19 protein-coding genes are annotated in these 16,601 nt (G+C 61.4%); 11 read left to right on the top strand and 8 right to left on the bottom strand.

Annotation, left to right across the window (positions count from 1 at the left end; all coding sequences use genetic code 11):
* The first annotated feature begins 2 nt into the window (after window positions 1-2).
* Window positions 3-1,064 carry an AI-2E family transporter gene (locus V6607_RS19855; protein ID WP_003211223.1) on the top strand — a complete coding sequence of 354 codons (1,062 nt, stop codon included), beginning with the start codon at window positions 3-5 and terminating at the stop codon, window positions 1,062-1,064.
* Here V6607_RS19855 and V6607_RS19850 read toward each other — a convergent pair.
* The 3 genes from V6607_RS19850 to V6607_RS19840 all read right to left on the bottom strand — a co-directional run bounded on the left by V6607_RS19850 (window position 1,061) and on the right by V6607_RS19840 (window position 2,124).
* A complete protein-coding gene (locus V6607_RS19850) occupies window positions 1,061-1,240 on the bottom strand; it encodes a hypothetical protein (protein WP_003211225.1) in 180 nt (59 codons plus the stop codon). The genes V6607_RS19855 and V6607_RS19850 overlap by 4 nt on opposite strands.
* Before the next feature lie 103 nt (window positions 1,241-1,343).
* Window positions 1,344-1,538 carry a hypothetical protein gene (locus V6607_RS19845; RefSeq protein ID WP_003211226.1) on the bottom strand — a complete coding sequence of 65 codons (195 nt, stop codon included), beginning with the start codon at window positions 1,536-1,538 and terminating at the stop codon, window positions 1,344-1,346.
* Between the two features lie 232 nt (window positions 1,539-1,770).
* A complete protein-coding gene (locus tag V6607_RS19840) occupies window positions 1,771-2,124 on the bottom strand; it encodes a hypothetical protein (protein ID WP_008435927.1) in 354 nt (117 codons plus the stop codon).
* A 241-nt stretch (window positions 2,125-2,365) separates the two neighbouring features.
* Here V6607_RS19840 and V6607_RS19835 point away from each other — a divergent pair, with 241 nt between their 5' ends.
* Complete coding sequence (locus V6607_RS19835) at window positions 2,366-3,184, top strand: shikimate 5-dehydrogenase (protein WP_003211230.1); 819 nt, start codon at window positions 2,366-2,368, stop codon at window positions 3,182-3,184.
* Between the two features lie 219 nt (window positions 3,185-3,403).
* Here V6607_RS19835 and V6607_RS19830 read toward each other — a convergent pair whose 3' ends face one another.
* A complete protein-coding gene (locus tag V6607_RS19830) occupies window positions 3,404-4,051 on the bottom strand; it encodes a DUF480 domain-containing protein (protein ID WP_003211232.1) in 648 nt (215 codons plus the stop codon).
* A gap of 126 nt (window positions 4,052-4,177) precedes the next feature.
* Here V6607_RS19830 and V6607_RS19825 point away from each other — a divergent pair, with 126 nt between their 5' ends.
* Window positions 4,178-4,687: a DUF1993 domain-containing protein gene (locus V6607_RS19825; protein ID WP_003211233.1), complete on the top strand. Its 510-nt coding sequence runs from the start codon at window positions 4,178-4,180 to the stop codon at window positions 4,685-4,687.
* 68 nt (window positions 4,688-4,755) lie between these two features.
* Here the strand turns inward: V6607_RS19825 and sstT are convergent, their stop codons facing one another.
* On the bottom strand, window positions 4,756-5,976 hold the full coding sequence (sstT, locus tag V6607_RS19820; RefSeq protein ID WP_087694103.1) for a serine/threonine transporter SstT: 1,221 nt from the start codon (window positions 5,974-5,976) through the stop codon (window positions 4,756-4,758).
* 214 nt (window positions 5,977-6,190) lie between these two features.
* Between sstT and V6607_RS19815 the strand changes: the two genes are divergently transcribed.
* On the top strand, window positions 6,191-7,345 hold the full coding sequence (locus V6607_RS19815) for an MFS transporter (protein ID WP_134326894.1): 1,155 nt from the start codon (window positions 6,191-6,193) through the stop codon (window positions 7,343-7,345).
* A gap of 4 nt (window positions 7,346-7,349) precedes the next feature.
* Here the strand turns inward: V6607_RS19815 and nhaR are convergent, their stop codons facing one another.
* Window positions 7,350-8,252 carry a transcriptional activator NhaR gene (gene nhaR, locus V6607_RS19810; RefSeq protein WP_003211241.1) on the bottom strand — a complete coding sequence of 301 codons (903 nt, stop codon included), beginning with the start codon at window positions 8,250-8,252 and terminating at the stop codon, window positions 7,350-7,352.
* Between the two features lie 134 nt (window positions 8,253-8,386).
* Here nhaR and V6607_RS19805 point away from each other — a divergent pair, with 134 nt between their 5' ends.
* The 4 genes from V6607_RS19805 (at window position 8,387) to mnmH (ending at window position 11,647) form a co-directional block, all read left to right on the top strand.
* Window positions 8,387-8,650 carry a hypothetical protein gene (locus V6607_RS19805; protein ID WP_023658942.1) on the top strand — a complete coding sequence of 88 codons (264 nt, stop codon included), beginning with the start codon at window positions 8,387-8,389 and terminating at the stop codon, window positions 8,648-8,650.
* Window positions 8,651-8,678: 28 nt separating this feature from the next.
* Window positions 8,679-9,425, top strand: a complete 747-nt coding sequence (locus tag V6607_RS19800; RefSeq protein ID WP_003211245.1) for a TerC family protein — start codon at window positions 8,679-8,681, stop codon at window positions 9,423-9,425.
* Window positions 9,426-9,509: 84 nt separating this feature from the next.
* Window positions 9,510-10,544: a selenide, water dikinase SelD gene (gene selD, locus V6607_RS19795; RefSeq protein ID WP_003211248.1), complete on the top strand. Its 1,035-nt coding sequence runs from the start codon at window positions 9,510-9,512 to the stop codon at window positions 10,542-10,544.
* The gene (gene mnmH, locus V6607_RS19790) at window positions 10,544-11,647 is read left to right on the top strand and encodes a tRNA 2-selenouridine(34) synthase MnmH (RefSeq protein ID WP_003211249.1); all 1,104 of its coding nucleotides are present in this window, start codon (window positions 10,544-10,546) and stop codon (window positions 11,645-11,647) included. The genes selD and mnmH overlap by 1 nt, the downstream gene beginning before the upstream one ends.
* Window positions 11,648-11,775: 128 nt before the next feature.
* Here mnmH and V6607_RS19785 read toward each other — a convergent pair whose 3' ends face one another.
* Window positions 11,776-12,831, bottom strand: coding sequence for a permease (locus V6607_RS19785; RefSeq protein WP_003211251.1), 1,056 nt, complete (start codon window positions 12,829-12,831; stop codon window positions 11,776-11,778).
* Between the two features lie 193 nt (window positions 12,832-13,024).
* Window positions 13,025-13,726 (bottom strand): hypothetical protein, encoded by a 702-nt coding sequence (locus V6607_RS19780; RefSeq protein ID WP_008435916.1) that lies wholly within the window; start codon window positions 13,724-13,726, stop codon window positions 13,025-13,027.
* 217 nt (window positions 13,727-13,943) lie between these two features.
* Here V6607_RS19780 and V6607_RS19775 point away from each other — a divergent pair, with 217 nt between their 5' ends.
* The 3 genes from V6607_RS19775 (at window position 13,944) to hemB (ending at window position 16,591) form a co-directional block, all read left to right on the top strand.
* Window positions 13,944-14,642, top strand: a complete 699-nt coding sequence (locus V6607_RS19775) for a glutathione S-transferase N-terminal domain-containing protein (protein WP_008435902.1) — start codon at window positions 13,944-13,946, stop codon at window positions 14,640-14,642.
* Window positions 14,643-14,650: 8 nt separating this feature from the next.
* A complete protein-coding gene (locus V6607_RS19770) occupies window positions 14,651-15,493 on the top strand; it encodes a PhzF family phenazine biosynthesis protein (RefSeq protein WP_134326893.1) in 843 nt (280 codons plus the stop codon).
* Window positions 15,494-15,616: 123 nt separating this feature from the next.
* Window positions 15,617-16,591, top strand: coding sequence for a porphobilinogen synthase (gene hemB, locus V6607_RS19765; protein ID WP_003211635.1), 975 nt, complete (start codon window positions 15,617-15,619; stop codon window positions 16,589-16,591).
* The last annotated feature ends 10 nt before the right edge of the window (window positions 16,592-16,601 follow it).

The raw sequence follows: 16,601 nt of genomic DNA, 5'->3' as shown, positions 1-16,601 counted from the left end.
ACATGAACCAAACCAACCTGCAATTCAAAACCCTGCTGTTACTGCTCGCCCTGGTGACCATCGCGTTTATCTGGATTTTGCTGCCGTTCTACGGCGCGGTGTTCTGGGCGGTGATCCTGGGGATCATCTTTGCGCCGATGCAACGGCGCTTCCAGCAACGTTTTGGCTGGAACCGCAACCTCACATCCCTGGCAACCCTGACGGTGTGCCTGATAATCGCGATTCTGCCGGTGATCATCACCAGTGCCTTGCTGGTGCAGGAGGGCGCGACGCTTTACAAGAACGTCGAGAGCGGCAAGCTCGACGTTGCCGGGTATATCGAGCAGTTCAAGAACTTCCTGCCACCGTATTTCCAGCATCTGCTGGACCGCTTCGGCATGGGCAACCTGGAAGGCCTGCGGGAGAAGATCGTCAAGAGTGCGATGCAAGGCAGCCAGTTTTTTGCGACCCAGGCGTTCAGCTTCGGCCAGGGCACGTTTGATTTCCTGGTGAGTTTTTTCATCATGCTGTACTTGCTGTACTTCCTGCTGCGCGATGGCCCCGAGCTGGTACGCAAGGTGCGCACGGCGGTGCCGCTGGCCGAACCGCAGAAGCGTCGCCTGCAATTGAAGTTCAACCGGGTGGTGCGTGCCACGGTGAAAGGCAACGTGCTGGTAGCAGTCACGCAAGGCGCGTTGGGTGGTTTGATCTTCTGGTTCCTGGACATTCCCAGCGCGTTGCTCTGGGCGGTGTTGATGGCGTTTCTGTCGCTGCTGCCGGCGGTGGGCGCGGGGATCGTGTGGGGGCCGGTGGCGGCGTACTTCCTGCTGAGCGGGTCGATCTGGCAGGGCGTGGTGCTCGGGTTGTTCGGGGTATTTGTGATCGGGCTGGTGGACAATGTGCTAAGGCCCATCCTGGTGGGCAAGGACACCCGCATGCCGGATTACCTGATCCTTATCTCAACCTTGGGCGGCCTGTCGATCTTTGGCTTGAACGGCTTTGTCATCGGGCCACTGATTGCTGCGTTGTTCATGTCCAGCTGGGCGCTGTTTGTGGAAACCAAACCGCGGGTGCAACTGCCTTAGGCATGAAAGCAATGCGCCATTTTGACCGACAGGGCCTGGGCGGCCGGTAGTGAAGTGAGTGGGCCGCTGATGGCTTCGCCATCGCGTACCAGGTACCAGCAGGCGAGTAGACCCAGCTCCCGGAGAGAGGCGGGAACGGCACTGCCGATGACAGACATGATTTGAATAGTGGGCATGATGACCTCCGATACGCTATGGAGGTGACATTACGGTGCGCGGGCCTTCAGGGAAAATCAACCTGCTCGATAGTCGACATCACTGTTATCGAGCGACCCTCAGTCAGTCGACCACCTGGTCGAGCATATGCACCACTTCCTGTTCACTGAGCAGGCCCTTGCGCACCAGGTTTTCCGTCAGCAAGGACAGGAACTTGGCGTTGCGATGGCCTTCCAGGGCCTTGAGCTCCGTCAGTACGCTATAGACCTTGCTCGAGGTGCAGAGGCCGGCGGTGCGATGTGGGTTTTGCGTGGGCATGGGCAATCGTCCTTGTTGTTATTGGTCGGACAGTGTTGATAGTGGAAGCCTTTTGAGACACAAACATGACAGCGCAGGCCCCGTTCGGGCAAGCGCCTATTGAGATCAATGATGTGGGATTTGGCCACAGCCATTGTCCTTATAACGACCTTGGCGAGATTTATTCAGACCTGCAGGCCAAAAAAAGGCCCCGCTTTTAGGGCGGAGCCTGTTCAGGTGTATCAGTTGAGGCTTACCAGCCGCGACCGTAATAGCCGTGTGGAGGGCCGTAGTAGCCGCGCGGTGGGCCGTAGTAGACCGGCGCCGGGCGATAATAAACCTGTTGTTGCACATACACAGGCGGTGGCGGTGCGTAGTAGACCGGCGGCGGAGCGGCATACACCGGCTGCGGCTGGACATACACCGGTTGTTGCACGTAGACCGGCCGCGATTGACTGGCGACGATCGAGCCGCCTACCACTGCACCAACAACGGCTCCCAGTGCGAGCGGAGCACCCCAACCACCACCGTGGGCGGAGGCCTGTCCTGCCATAGCGAGTGCGCCGATCAGCAAGGCGATCTTGGGGAGTTTACGAATCATGGTCATTCCTCGGTTAGCCCCTGCGCTCATGGTCTGCAATCAATCGACTCAAGGATTGTCGCGGGGATACTTTTAAGACAGCGTATTTCTAAAAAACAGCACAGCCGATAGGTAAAGGTTGTGTAAGGTCTGTATCGGTTGGCTTACACAAGTGGCCGGGCACAGTGCGTATGATCCATGACAACCCGCCGGCGCGGGTATTCCGTCTATCCGAAACCGCCTCTGGAATGGCTTCAAGGAGTTACCGATGCAGATGAACCCCAACAAGGACACCCAACTGTGCATGTCACTGTCGGCGCGCCCCGGGAACTTTGGCCTGCGCTTTCATAACCACCTGTATGAGCAGTTGGGGTTGAATTTCTACTACAAGGCCTTCAGTAGCCAGGACCTGCCGGGCGCCGTCGGTGGCATTCGGGCCTTGGGCATTCGGGGTTGTGGCGTGTCGATGCCGTTCAAGGAAGCCTGTATTGCCCTGGTGGATGAGCTGGACGATTCGGCGCGGGCCATTGCGTCAATCAATACCATCGTCAACACCGACGGGCATTTGAAGGCCTACAACACCGATTACATTGCCATCGAGCAACTGCTGCACAAGCACCAGGTGCCCAAGGACTCGACCTTCGCCCTGCGCGGCAGCGGCGGCATGGCCAAGGCGGTGGCCAGTGCCTTGCGCGATGGCGGCTACGCCAAGGGCGTGATCGTGGCGCGCAATGAAGAAGCGGGCCGGGCGCTGGCCCAGAGCCTGGGGTATGAGTGGCAGGCGCAGTTGGGTGCCTTGCGCCCGCAGATGCTGGTCAACGTGACGCCGATTGGCATGACCGGAGGGGCGGAAGCGGATCAGTTGGCGTTTGAAGCTGACGCGGTTGATGCGGCCGAGACGGTCTTCGATGTGGTGGCGATTCCCTCGGAAACCCCACTGATCCTGCGTGGACGGGCCCAGGGCAAACGAGTGATCACCGGTTTGGAAGTGATCGCCATCCAGGCGTTGGAGCAGTTCGTGCTGTACACCGGCGTGCGGCCGACGGATGAACAGTTTCAGGCGGCGGTGGCATTTGCCCGGAGCTGAGCATCACCGCTGGCGGTGTGGAGAGTGAGCTTGCTGTGGAGGGTGAGCTTTTGTGGCGAGGGAGCTTGCTCCCGCTGGGTTGCGCAGCAGCCCCAAGAAAATGGGAGCGCTACGCACTCCAGCGGGAGCAAGCTCCCTCGCCACAGCAAGCTCCCTCGCCACAAAAGCTCCATCACCACAGCGAGCTCCATCACCACAGAAGCCCACTCACCACAAACATTATTCGAGCCGCGAAAGGCGCTCTTCCAGCGCCGCAATCCGCGCTTCCAGCTCTTCGATACGCTCCAGGGAAACCCCACTTCCCGCACCACGCTCCACCGGATTCCCACGTGCCGCCAGGATCGCTTCAATGTCCGCCGGGTCGCCCAGGGCGTGCATGTACCGATCTTCCCGCTGCCCCGACTGACGCGGCACCAACAACGCCAGCCCACGGGCAATCAGGCGTTCCAGTTGATGCACCACCTGCTCGGCGTCTTCAAAGTCATGCATGCGCCCGCTGCGGGTCAGCAGTTCGTTGACCGTCTGCGGCCCCCGCAGGAACAGCAACCCGCTGAGAATCACCTGGGCCGGCACCAGCTCCAGCGCCTTGTCCACCCGATGCTCCCAGCGGTCGGCGCGGCTGCCCATCACCAGCCGGGTAAACCCGCGGCCTTCCAGGGCCCGCAGGCTCTGGCCAACCTGGCCCTGGCTGAGGTTCATCACCGGTTCGCGGCTGGTTTTCTGGTTACAGGCGATCACCAGCGCGTTGAGGGTCAACGGGTAGGTTTCGGGGCTGGTGGCCTGTTTTTCGATCAGGCAGCCCAGGATGCGGATTTCCGTGCTGTTCAGGCGCGGCTCTTCGGAAGTGGTGTCGTGCTCGGTGGTCATCGCGCTTTCCCTAATGCAGTGAGCTCACTAGCCTAATCCTGAAAAAATAAAAGACAAGCGGCGCCGGTGGCCGGCATGTCTATAATCGCGGCTGTTTCAAACCCTGCCACAACTGTCGAGACTGTCATGACTATTTCCCTGTACGCCGCTTCCCTCCCGGTCTTCAAGCAAATGCTCAACGCCCTGAGCGATGTGCTGAACAAGGCCGAGGCCCACGCCACCGCCAAGAACATCGACCCGAACGCCTTCCTGCAGGCACGCCTGTACCCGGACATGTTCCCGCTGGTGCGTCAGGTGCAGATCGCCGTCGACTTCGCCAAAGGCGTTTCTGCCCGCCTGGCTGAAATCGAAGTTCCGAAATACGACGATACAGAAGTCACCTTCGCCGACCTGCAAGCGCTGATCGCCAAGGTCCTGGCGTTTATCGACACCATCACCCCGGCCCAGGTCGACGGTAAAGAAGGCATCGAGATCATCACTCGCCCTGGCACCCCGAAAGAGAAGCGCTTCAGCGGCCAGTCGTACCTGCTGAGCTACGGCCTGCCGCAGTTCTTCTTCCACGTCACCACCGCTTACGCCTTGCTGCGTCACAACGGCGTGGAAGTGGGCAAGCGCGACTACATGGGCGCGTTCTAAGCCTTGTAATAAAAAGCCCGGGGCGGTTCATTCACGAACCGCCCCGGGCTTTTTTGTGCGCGCAAGGTCTACGCGGCTTGTTCTTCCTTGCCCAGGCACGCGGCAGCGGTGAACAACACGTCGGTGGACGAGTTCAGTGCGGTCTCCGCCGAGTCCTGCAACACGCCGATGATGAAGCCCACGGCCACCACCTGCATGGCGATTTCGCTGGGAATGCCGAACAGGCTGCACGCCAGCGGGATCAACAGCAGCGAGCCCCCGGCAACCCCCGACGCGCCGCAGGCACACACCGCCGCGACCACGCTGAGCAGCACGGCGGTGGGGATGTCCACGGCAATGCCCAGGGTGTGCACGGCGGCCAGGGTCAGCACGGTGATGGTGATGGCAGCGCCGGCCATATTGATGGTGGCGCCCAGCGGGATCGACACCGAGTAGGTGTCTTCATGCAGGCCCAGGCGCTTGCTCAACGCCAGGTTGACCGGAATGTTGGCCGCCGAACTGCGGGTGAAAAACGCGGTGATCCCGCTTTCCCGCAGGCACATCAGCACCAGCGGGTAAGGGTTGCGGCGCAGCTTCCAGAACACGATGGCCGGGTTGATCACCAGCGCGACGAACAGCATGCAGCCGATCAACACCAAAAGCAGGTGTGCGTAGCCCAGCAGGGCGCCGAAGCCGGACGTGGCGAGGGTCGAGGCCACCAGGCCGAAAATCCCCAGGGGCGCGAAGCGGATCACCATGCGCACGATCAGCGTGACGCCGTTGGACAGGTCCCCCAGCACGGTGCGGGTGGTGTCGCTGGCATGGCGAATGGCGATGCCCATGCCGATGGCCCACGCCAGGATACCGATGAAATTGGCGTTCATCAGCGCGTTGACCGGGTTGTCCACCACGCTCAGCAACAGGCTTTGCAACACATCACCGATACCGCCGGGAGGGCTGACGGCCACATCGTGGGTGGCCAGCACCAGCGAGGAGGGGAACAGCGTGCTGGCGATCACCGCGACCACGGCGGCAGCGAACGTGCCCAGCAGGTACAGGAACAGGATCGGGCGGATATGGGTTTCCTGGCCGTGCTTGTGGCTGGCAATCGAGGCCATCACCAGCACAAATACCAGGATGGGCGCGACGGCCTTGAGCGCCGAGACAAAGACCTTGCCAATAAACCCGGTGGCTTGTGCGACGTCGGGCAACAGCAGGGCCAACAGGATACCGGCGATCAGGCCGATGACAATTTGGGTGACCAGGCTGATAGACATCAGGCGCTGAAAGAGGGAAGGGGCAGCAGTCATAAAAAGGTTGTCTCTGGTTTTTTTAATAGATGCAGCTAGGCAGCATGAATCTGGCAGGGGCGAAGTCTAACATCTGTAGGAAACGTCTAATCCGGGTGCGGCGTTCCGTCACCACGATGGGACACATTCTGTTAACATTGCCCATCCTCTTATTTCTTCTCTATCAGCGGGCCCTCCGGGCTGTCGTTGATGTCGCTGTTTTCTGGAGTTTTTAATGCTGTTTCCGATCCTGCTGTTGTCGGCAGCCGGTTTTACCGTGCTGACCACAGAGTTCATCATCGTCGGCCTGTTGCCTTCCATCGCCCGGGACCTCGATGTAAGCGTGTCCCAGGCCGGGTTGCTGGTGACGTTGTTCGCCTTCACCGTGGCGGCGTTTGGCCCGTTCCTCACCGCATATTTCGCCCGGTTCGAGCGCAAGCGGCTGTTTATCACGATCCTGATCATGTTCGGCCTGGCCAACACCCTGGCGGCGATCGCGTCGAATATCTGGGTCATGTCCCTGGCGCGCCTGATTCCTGCCTTGGGATTGCCGGTGTTCTGGGCCCTAGCCAGCGAGACAGCGGTGGACATTGTGGGGCCGGACTTCGCAGGCCGCGCGATTGAAAAAATCGGCTTCGGCATCGTGTGTGCCACGGTCTTCGGGATCCCGGTGGGCACGCTGATTTCCGATATGTTCGGCTGGCGCACCGCCTTTGGCATTCTCGCGGTGGTGGCGTTCGCCAAGGCCCTGCTGCTGTTTATCTACCTGCCGAAGACCCGGGCAAAGCACGACCAGGTCAGCCTGCGCTCGCAGTTCAAGATCTTGCGCAGCCCGCTGATGCAGGGCCATATCCTGCTGTCGATCCTGGTGTTCAGCGGGATGTTCACCGCCTACACCTACCTGGCAGACATTCTCGAACGCCTGGCGGGTTTTGACGGCACGGTAGTGGGCTGGTGCCTCATGGGCTTTGGCGCGGTCGGCCTGATCGGTAACTCTTTGGGCGGGCGCATGGTCGACCGTCATCCGCTGATTGCGTCGATGGTGTTCTGCGGTTTCATGATCGCCGGCATGGTGGCGCTGGTGCCCGCCATCCATTCCACGATCGGGTTGGCGGCGGCGATGGCGGTATGGGGCGTGACCCAGGCGGCATTGTTTCTGGTCAGCCATGTGCGACTGATGAAGGCCGCACCCCATGCGCCGGCGTTTGCCGCCTCGTTGAACATTGCCGGGGCCAACCTGGGGATTGGCCTGGGGGCGCTGGTGGGCGGGCATGTGATCGACACCCTGGGCCTGGGCAGCCTCGGGTTTGCCGCGGCGGGCTTTATCCTGTTGTCGATCCTGCTGGCGCTGTGGCTGATGACCGCCAAGACCCGCGCCGTCTGCGCCTGAGCCTTCAGGGCAGGGAAGTGAACAGCTCCCGTCTGGCACCTTCGGTAATCGCCACGATGCCGGGGTGCTTGACCTTGCGCTCCACCGAGATTGCATAAAACGATTCGGTCACCGCATCCGTCTGGCCGATCAGCGCCACGCCATACTGGCGTTCCACCTCGTCGGCAATCACGCTCGGCGCGATGAAAATCCCGCTGCCGGATTGGCCAAAGGCCTGCATCAACGCGCTGTCGTCAAATTCCCCGACAATCCGAGGCTGGATCTGCTGCTCGGCAAACCAGCGCAGCAAACGGCTGCGCACCACCGTCTCCGCCCCCGGAATCAACAGCGGCGCACCCTGCAGGCATTGTGGGAAATCGCCGCGATGCTGGTCAGCCAATGCCTGGGTTGCGAAGAAACTGATGCCGCATTCCCCCAGCTTCTGGCTGTAGCCCTTGATGTCCAGGTGCGGCGGCATCGGGCTGTCGGAGATCACCAGGTCCAGGCGCTGGATCGCCAGGTCCGCCAGCAAGCGTTCGAGTTTGTCTTCACGGCAGGTGATGCGGATCGGCTCGCTCAACTCCATGGTTGGCGCAATCAGCCGATAGACGATGGACTTGGGCACCACATCCGCGACGCCAACCCGGAACAGGATCTGCTGCTCATTGGGCTGGGTACGCAACATCGCTTCAAGCTCATTGCCCAGCTGGAACATCTGCTCGGCATAGGGCAGCGCCTGGCGCCCGGCTTCGGTCAGCTCCAGCTGGCGCCCGACCTTCTGGAACAATGCCACGCCAAAGGTCTGTTCCAGCAGGCTGATCTGCCCGCTGATGGTCTGCGGCGTGAGGTTCAGTTGCTCGCAGGCGCGCACGATGCTGCCGGTCTTGGCGACGACCCAGAAGTAGTGCAGTTGTCGGTAATTAAGCATGGCGGCCAATACTTCGTTAAAACCGAAGTATAAACGAAAAAAATACGAATTTTCCTGAAGTGTTCCCCTGCATAGAATGCGTCGCTATCGAGGGGCCACTACTTGGACCCGACGGTTCTAACGAGGAACGCATCATGAAACTCAATTCCCTGGGCGCAACGGCGTTACTTGGGCTTTCATTAGTCATGCTCAGTGGCTGTGACCAAGCGGAAAAAAGCGCGCAACAACTGCTGGGCAAGGCCACTGAGTCGGCCAAGCAAGTGATTGACGACACCCACCAGGCCGCCGAGCAGGCGTTGAGTGACGCGACCAAGGGCTTGATCGCACCGCCGCAAGGCAAGCCGGACAAGCCGGAACAGGAAGACAGCAAGCCTGAGTCCACCTCCCAAGAAACCTGATACCCGCACACAACACCAGGAATGACCTATGGAATACCTTTTACAACTGGCCGCCAGCCCGACCGCGTGGATCGCACTGGCCACCCTGATCGTCATGGAGATCGTGCTGGGGATCGATAACCTGATCTTTATCTCGATTCTCACCAACAAGTTGCCGGTGAAGCACCGGGCCAAGGCCCGCCGCATCGGCATCAGCATGGCATTGATCCTGCGTCTGGGCCTGTTGAGCACCATCGCCTTTATCGTGCAGCTGACCGAGCCGGTCATCGACATCCTGGGGCAGTCGTTCTCCTGGAAAGACATGATCCTGATCGCCGGTGGCCTGTTCCTGGTGTGGAAGGCTACCACCGAGATCCATCACAGCATGGACCCCGAGAAGGAGCATGTGGACACCGGCGCGCCGAGCGTGACCCTGGGCTTCGCCTCGGCAATTGGCCAGATCCTGCTGCTGGACATGGTGTTTTCCATCGACAGCATCATCACCGCCGTGGGCATGACCGAGCACTTGCCGATCATGATCATTGCCGTGGTGGTCTCGGTGATCGTGATGCTGGTGGCGGCCGAGCCGCTGGCCAAGTTCATCAACGACAACCCGACCATTGTGATGTTGGCCCTGGGCTTCCTCATCATGATCGGTATGACGCTGATCGCCGAAGGTTTCGGCGCCCATGTGCCAAAAGGCTATGTGTATGCGGCCATGGCGTTCTCGGCGGCTATCGAATGCCTGAACATGATGCGACGCAACCGGCATAAACGGCTTGCTGCCAAACACTAAGGGCTGAACATAAAGGCCGACTGCATGCAGTCGGCCTTTTGCTGTCTGCTAGAATCCGCCCACTTGACGCCTTGAGGGATACCCATGAACGAGCCGATTCGCCTGACCCAATACAGCCACGGTGCTGGTTGCGGTTGCAAGATCTCACCTCAGGTACTGGAAGTGATCCTCGCCGGCAGTGGCGCACAGAACCTCGACCCCAAGCTCTGGGTAGGCAACGCTTCGCGCGATGACGCGGCGGTGTACGCCATCGACGAGGAGCGCGGCGTGGTGTCCACCACCGACTTTTTCATGCCGATCGTCGATGACCCCTTCGACTTCGGCCGCATTGCCGCCACCAATGCCATCAGCGATATCTATGCGATGGGCGGCGATCCGTTGATGGCCATCGCGATTCTCGGCTGGCCGGTCAACGTGCTGGCTCCGGAGATTGCCCGGGAAGTGATTCGCGGCGGCCGTTCCGTGTGTGACGCTGCCGGGATTCCCCTGGCCGGCGGCCACTCCATCGACGCCCCCGAGCCGATCTTCGGCCTGGCCGTCACCGGGCTGGTGGAAAAGCGCCACATGAAGCGCAACGACACCGCCACCGCCGGTTGCCAGCTGTACCTGACCAAACCCCTGGGCATCGGCATCCTCACCACGGCCGAGAAGAAGGGCAAGCTGCGCGAGGCCGACGTGGGCCTGGCCCGTGACTGGATGTGTACCCTCAACAAACCCGGCAGCCGTTTTGGCAAGCTGGCCGGTGTCACGGCCATGACCGACGTCACCGGTTTCGGCCTGTTGGGCCACCTGGTGGAAATGGCTGACGGCAGCCAATTAACTGCCCGCATCGAATACGAAAAAGTCCCACGCCTGCCCGGGGTTGAGTACTACCTGGAACAGGGCTGCGTCCCCGGCGGTACCTTGCGCAATTTCGACAGCTACGCCAGCAAGCTGGGGCGCCTGAACGAACTGCACAAGCGCGTGCTGTGCGACCCGCAAACCAGCGGCGGGCTGCTGGTGGCGGTCACCCCCGAAGGCAATGCCGAATTCCTCGCCGTGGCGGCGGAGCTGGGCCTGAACCTTGAGCCGATCGGCGAACTGGTTGAGCGACAGACCAACGCGGTAGAGGTGTTCTGATGCCCATCGACATCACCGATTACCGCGACATCTTTCTCAACGACCGGCCGATGATGGATACCCGCGCGCCGATCGAGTTCATCAAGGGCGCGTTTCCCGGGGTGGTCAACCTGCCGTTGATGACCGACGACGAGCGCGAACGGGTGGGCACCTGTTACAAGCAGCAAGGCCAGCAGGCGGCCATTGTTCTCGGGCACGAACTGGTGTCCGGGGCGATCAAGGCCGAACGTATCGAACACTGGGCGCGTTTTGCCCAGGCCAATCCGGATGGTCTGCTGTACTGCTTTCGCGGCGGGATGCGTTCGCAGATTGCCCAGCAATGGTTGAAAACCGAGGCGGGTATCGACTATCCGCGAGTGGGCGGTGGCTACAAGGCCATGCGGACTTTCCTGCTCGACACGGTTGAAAGCGCCACCGCGCAATGCGACTTCGTACTGTTGGGTGGCATGACCGGTACCGGCAAGACCGAAGTGCTCGGCCAGTTGAACAACGCCCTCGACCTGGAAGGCCACGCCAACCATCGCGGTTCCAGCTTCGGCAAACGCGCCACGGCGCAACCTTCCAACATCGACTTCGAAAACCGCCTGGCGGTGGACCTGCTGAAAAAGCGCGCCGCCGGTATCGAGCAGTTTGTGGTCGAGGATGAGAGCCGCATGATCGGCAGCTGCGCGCTGCCGTTGCCCTTGCACAAGGGCATGCAGGGCTTTCCCATGGTATGGCTGGAAGACAGCGTTGAAGGCCGCGTGGAGCGCATCCTGAAGGATTATGTGGTGGACCTCTGCGCCGAGTTTGTCGCGGTGTTTGGCGACACTGGCCAGGAACTGTTTGCCGAGCGCCTGACCCAGAGCCTGGCCAATATCCACAAGCGCCTGGGCGGCGAGCGGTTTGCGCGGTTGCACGCGATCATGCAGGAAGCATTGGCAGAACAAGCCAGCAGCGGCGCGGTGGATTTGCACCGCGGCTGGATTGAAGGGCTGTTGCGTGAGTACTACGACCCGATGTATGCGTTCCAGCGGGAAAGCAAAGGCGCACGCATCGAGTTTGCGGGAGAGCAAGCGGCGGTGGTGGAGTATTTCCGGGACAGGCTCGCTCGGCGTAAGTAATTGATTGAGTTCGCCGGCCCCTTCGCGAGCAAGCCCGCTCCCACATTCGACCGCACTCCTACAGGATAAACGCGGTCGAATGTGGGAGCGGGCTTGCTCGCGAAGAGGCCCTCAAACTCACCCAATCACTACAGGATAAACGCCCCGATCAGCCCACACACCACCCCCATCAGCATGGTCAAGCCGGCCACAGTCACCAGCACCCGCGCATCGAAATCCTTGCGCAGCATCAGCAGCGACGGCAGGCTCACGCTCGGCAGGGTCATCAGCAACGCCACGGCCGGGCCGGTACCCATGCCGAGGGTCATCATGGTCTGCACAATCGGAATTTCGGCGGCGGTCGGGATCACGAACAACGTGCCGACAATCGCCAGAGGCACCAGCCACACCAGGCTGTTGGCCATGGCGCCGTCAACGTGGGGAAACAGCCAGACCCGCGCCGCGCCAAGGATCAGCACCGCCAGGATGTACACCGGAATCGTGCTCCAGAACAGCTGCCACAGGGTGCGCAGCCAGCGGGTCAGGAACGGTTCGGTTTCGGCATGGCTGGCCTGGGCCACGGCGTCGAGCGCGGCTTCCGGTACCTGCTCCGGCCGCGCGATGCGTTGCGCCACCAGCGAAACACCCACCACCAGCACGATCCCGGCCACCAACCGCAGCGCGGTAAAGCCCCAGCCCAGCACAAAGCCCATGAACACCAGTGTCGCCGGGTTCAGCACCGGGTTGGCAATCCAGAACGCCAGCGCCGCGCCGACCGAGACTTTCTGCCGACGCATACCGGCCGCCACCGGAGCGGCGCAGCAACTGCACATCATCCCCGGCAGGGCGAACAGCCCGCCACGCAGGGTAGATCCCAGCCCGGCACGGCCAAACAGGCGCAGCAGCCAGTCCCGTGGGATCAGCACCTGCAGCAATGAGCCGAGAATGACCGCCAGCACCGCAGCCTTCCAGATCGCCAGGAAATACACCTGGGCATAGGCCAGCGCCGCGGCCAGTGGCGCGCTTTGCTGGTCGTTGAGAATCGAGGCGCCGATGCTGTGGTTGTCTGCCGCGATAAACGCCTTGGCGTAGTAGGGCGACCATTTCACGTAGTAGAGGCCGACGCAGGCCACCAGCAGGAACAACGCTGGTTTCCACCAGAAGGACCAGCCCCGGGCAGGCTGGGTGGAGGAGAGGTTGGACATGTAGATGATCCGCAGGTGAGTCAATAGCGCAACATCATACGCTGTACAAGGCCGCCTCCGAAGCACTGTGGCGAGGGAGCTTGCCGTGGCGAGGGAGCTTGCTCCCGCTGGAGTGCGAAGCGCTCCCAGAATTTTGGGGCCGCTTCGCAGCCCAGCGGGAGCAAGCTCCCTCGCCACGGGTCTTCAGGGGCGGTCAGATATCGGCGCTGACTTGCGTTGCGTCCGGGCAAGTCTGCTGGCCATTATCCAGGCCTTGCTTGTAGTTGCGGCTGAGCAGCGAGGCCTTGCCGTTGTGCCAGGTCAGGGTCAACACATACAAGCTATCGAAATCGCTGCCGGACCAATCGTCGGTAATCACATGTTTTTCACCGACGGCCTCGCTTGCCACCTTGTTGATCAAGTCCGGCAGATACCCATGGGACCAGGCAGTGTAGATGACGGCGTTGTGGTATTTGTCTTCCACCAGTTCGTCAGCGAGGGCGCTGGTGTCATTGGCCGAGAACTTGATGTTGACCGGCAACCCGAGCTTGATCGCGCTGGGGCTGATGGTCATCAACGGGCGGATGTAGCTGTAGGAGTTGTCTTTCTCGCCTTCCTCGACATTGCGGGTCGGGTTGGGTGCGAACACGTAGTTGGCCTTGCCGAATTTTTCCGGCAGCACGGTGGCCAGGTTCATCGCACGGTTAAGCCCCTGGCAGTTGAGTTGGCCGAGGCCCCCGGCAGGTTTCTCGCCATGGCGCAGGAACACCAGGGTTTGCACGCCGTCGACCGGCTGGGCGCGGCTGACCCGCGATTCCAGGCTAAGGCCGACCGCGGCGCTCACCAGCAATACCGGCAGCAGGATGTAAGAGTAGCGTTTGAAGCGTTTCGCAAGGCACAGAGGCTTGTAGGTCATGATGGTTCTAAGTCTCGGTGCAGGGATTCAGGGCAAGCAAGCCCAGCCATCGGGCGCTCTTTAAGAGTTCCCCAAGGCAGTTTGGTTCGTTTCGCGGGGGAGATGGGGCGGCATCCTTGCCGTATGCAGGAGATTAACCCGCCGATGTTGCTGAATTAAGACGGATGCACGATAGGCACTGAACCACTACTCTCCTACTTTTATCAGGAGTCCCATGATGAACTCACTTTCAGACTTCCCCATCACCGCCAAATGGCCGGCCCGGCATCCCGAGCGTCTGCAGCTGTATTCGTTGCCCACGCCCAACGGGGTCAAGGTGTCGATCATGCTCGAGGAAATCGGCCTGCCCTACGAGGCGCACAAGGTCAGTTTCGAGACCCAGGACCAGCTTTCCAGCGAGTTCCTGTCGCTGAACCCCAACAACAAGATTCCGGCGATCATCGACCCCAATGGCCCGAGCGGCCAGGCGCTGGGGCTGTTCGAGTCGGGCGCGATCCTGATCTACCTCGCCGAGAAGAGCGGTGAATTGCTTCCCGAAGACCCGGCGATGCGTTACGAGACGATCCAGTGGCTGATGTTCCAGATGGCCGGTATCGGACCGATGTTCGGCCAGGTGGGGTTCTTCAACAAATTCGCCGGCGCGGCCTATGAAGACAAGCGCCCGCGCGATCGCTACGTCGCCGAGTCGCGCCGCTTGCTGGAGGTGCTGGAAAAGCGCCTGTTGGGCCGCACCTGGATCATGGGTGACGAGTACAGCATCGCCGATATCGCCACCTTCCCGTGGGTTCGCAACCTGATCGGCTTCTATGAGTCTGGCGACCTGGTGGGTATTACCGACTTCCCGAACGTACTGCGGGCCCTGGACGGGTTCGTCGCCCGGCCGGCGGTGATCCGTGGCTTGAACATCCCAGCATAAGGACCGGCATGGCTTCTTTCGACTTCAAACAACTGGACGTTTTCAGCAGTGTGGCCGTCAAGGGCAACCCGTTGGCCGTGGTGCTGGGCGCCGACAGCCTGAGCGACCAGCAGATGGCGGATTTCGCCAACTGGACCAACCTCAGCGAAACCACCTTCCTGCTCAAGCCCCGTGATCCACGAGCGGACTACCGCGTAAGGATCTTCACGACCCTCAAGGAGTTGCCGTTTGCCGGCCATCCGACCCTGGGCAGTTGCCATGCCTGGTTGCTGGCCGGTGGCCAACCCGCTGGGGAGGAGATCATCCAGGAGTGTGAGATCGGCCTGGTGCGCATCCGCCGCCAGGGCGATGAACTGGCGTTTATCGCGCCACCGTTGCTGCGTTCCGGCCCGCTGGAAGCTGAATTGGTCGAGCGCGTGCGTCGGGCCCTGGACCTTGAGCCCGGTGCGATTTTGCGCAGCCAGTGGGTGGATAACGGCGCGGGCTGGCTGGCGGTGATGCTGGCGGATCGCGAGCAGGTACTGGCACTGCGGCCGGACTATTCGCAGTTGCAGGGCTTGGCCGTGGGCGTGATCGCCCCGTGGAACCCCGAGCGGGATGGCGATGAGGCGCAGTTTGAGGTGCGGGCCTTTATTGCCGGCGACGGCGCTCCGGAAGATCCGGCCACCGGCAGCCTGAACGCCGGTGTCGCCCAGTGGTTGCTGGGCGAGGGTTTGGCGCCCAGCCGCTATGTGGTCAGCCAGGGCACCGCCATGGGCCGCGCCGGGCGAATCCGCGTTGAACACAGCGGCGAGAAAATATGGATCGGCGGCGCGGTTGCCGTTTGCATTGAAGGCCGTCTACAGCTCTAGATCAATGCAATTGTTACCAAGCCTGCAATAAACTGTTCCGCACTTGGCGTTTGTGCTCTGCGGTGCACGAGGCATAAGCTTTCGCCCCAAAGATTTTTGGCCTGCCTTTTTTCAGGAGCATCAATGTCCAGCCAGTTCCCCGAAGCCCGTCCACGCCGCCTGCGCCGCTCCCCGGAGTTGCGTGGCCTGTTCCAGGAAAGCGAATTCACCCTCAATGACCTGGTGCTGCCGATCTTCGTTGAAGAAGAAATCGACGACTTCGTGCCGATCACCAGCATGCCCGGGGTGCAGCGCATTCCCGAGTCGAAGCTGGCGGGTGAGATCGAGCGCTATGCGAAAGCCGGGATCAAGTCGGTGATGACCTTCGGCGTGTCCCACCACCTGGACGCCTCGGGCAGTGACACCTGGCAAGAGCGTGGCCTGGTGTCGCGCATGTCCTCGATCATCAAGGATGCGGTGCCGGAAATGATCGTGATGTCCGACACATGCTTCTGCGAGTACACCGACCACGGCCATTGCGGCGTGATGCACGGCGCCGAAGTCGACAACGACCGCACCCTGGTCAACCTTGGCAAGCAAGCTGTGGCCGCCGCCCGTGCCGGTGCCGATGTGATCGCGCCGTCTGCCGCGATGGACGGGCAGGTCCAGGCCATTCGCCGGGCCCTGGATGAAGCAGGCTTCAGCCATATCCCGATCATGGCCTATTCCACCAAGTTCGCCTCGGCGCTCTACGGCCCGTTCCGCGAAGCCGGCGGCAGCGCGCTGAAGGGCGATCGCAAGAGCTACCAGATGAACCCGATGAACCGCCGCGAAGCGGTGCGCGAATCGTTGCTGGATGAGCAGGAAGGCGCGGACGCGCTGATGGTCAAGCCGGCCGGCGCGTACCTGGACATCATCCGCGACATCCGCGAAGCCTCGCGTTTGCCGGTGGCGGCGTACCAGGTCAGCGGCGAGTACGCGATGATCAAGTTCGGCGCCCAGGCGGGCGCGATCGACGAAGCCCGCGTGGTACGGGAAACCCTGGGCTCGATCAAGCGCGCCGGTGCGGACTTGATCTTCACCTACTTCGCGATGGACCTGGCACTCGCCGGGATCTAAGTAACCTGTG

Source organism: Pseudomonas sp. KK18 (assembly GCF_037094675.1).
In the GTDB taxonomy this organism is placed as follows: Bacteria; Pseudomonadota; Gammaproteobacteria; order Pseudomonadales; family Pseudomonadaceae; genus Aquipseudomonas.
This window is presented reverse-complemented; position numbering and strand designations above follow the sequence as displayed.